Below are 1155 nucleotides of genomic sequence, written 5' to 3' on the forward strand. Positions count from 1 at the left end.
GTTCGGCAGTATATGGGCGTCCGTCGAGGAACGGAAAGACGCTGACCACTTGGCCATAATATTTTTCGCCTTCGGCAGCATAGTCCACGATAAAGATGCCTGGCTGGCCTTCCATTTCGGAAAGGGACGGGTCATCGAGCAGGCGGACCGGCTGCCCGTCGCGATCCACGGTGGCTGACTCCGGCAATCGAACGCGAACATAATGGACGAGCTCCTGCAGCACACGGGGATCGCGAAGTGCCGTCCCCTCGAACTTCTCACGCAAAGAAACGTTTTTCTCCGGGTACAGATATACAAGGAGCATCTTTTTCTCGCGACGAGCCTGGGCCACCCCCTGCGCGTAGCTGGAAAGCCACATCTCAGCGTCCTGGATGGGAGCCAAATGGGTCGCTAGGGCTACGTCGGAGTTCCCGGAACGAGGTGATTGAGAGGCCGATTCTGGACCGCTTCCCACTGGGGCATCGGCAGTCCCCTGCATGAGCTTCGGCGTGGAGGTCGCAGCCGAACCGAGCAAAGACGTGAGGGTGTCCTGAATGGCCCGCTGCCGCGCCGGGCTGAACCCGTCCCGTTCATCGCATGTAAACGTGGCGACCACCTTGCCAAAATCATCGTTTTCTTCGGGACTTTTTAGGAAGCTGATAATCGCCAGACCCGGCTGTTTGCCAAGCTCTGCGAAGGCGGGATCGTCACGGAGGGTTATGTCCCCCCTCACGGTGCGAATCTTTTCGTTCGGCTGGACAATCACTGCCTCGCAGGCCGTTTTGAACGGACTCCACAATTCCGAGAGCGCCTTGGCAGCTTCCTCCGACGAAGTTTCGTCCGAAAAAAAAACGAGCAAAACTTTTCGGTGATCCCTTGCTAGGGGGTATGCCAGAGCGTAACGAGTATGGATGGCACTCTCGACCAAGTTCGGTGCATGTTGCGCATCTTGCGCAGAACCGCCGTTTTGCCCGGATGGATTGCGATGCGTGTTCGCGTCTTGGTCGGCAGGAACCGATTGAATCGCGGGAGCAGGGTTTTCAGAGGGAGTGCCGGGTTGTTCTCCCTTCACGATGTTTTGCGCCATCATGAGAAGAGCCAGCACCAAGACGATGCCCGTAGGATTGAAGACGGTCGTGGCGGGCCAAAGGCCTCGCCGGCTTTGTACACAGAGCG

1 protein-coding gene is annotated in these 1155 nt (G+C 58.0%); it reads right to left on the reverse strand.

All coding sequences use genetic code 11. The features are described 5' to 3' along the window. Positions 1-838, reverse strand: an 838-nt coding sequence (locus H5U08_RS19435; protein WP_297037026.1) for a hypothetical protein, incomplete at its 3' end; no start/stop codon positions are given. Positions 839-1155: the final 317 nt, after the last annotated feature.

The organism is Thermogutta sp., assembly GCF_014359955.1.
Taxonomy (GTDB): Bacteria; Planctomycetota; Planctomycetia; order Pirellulales; family Thermoguttaceae; genus Thermogutta.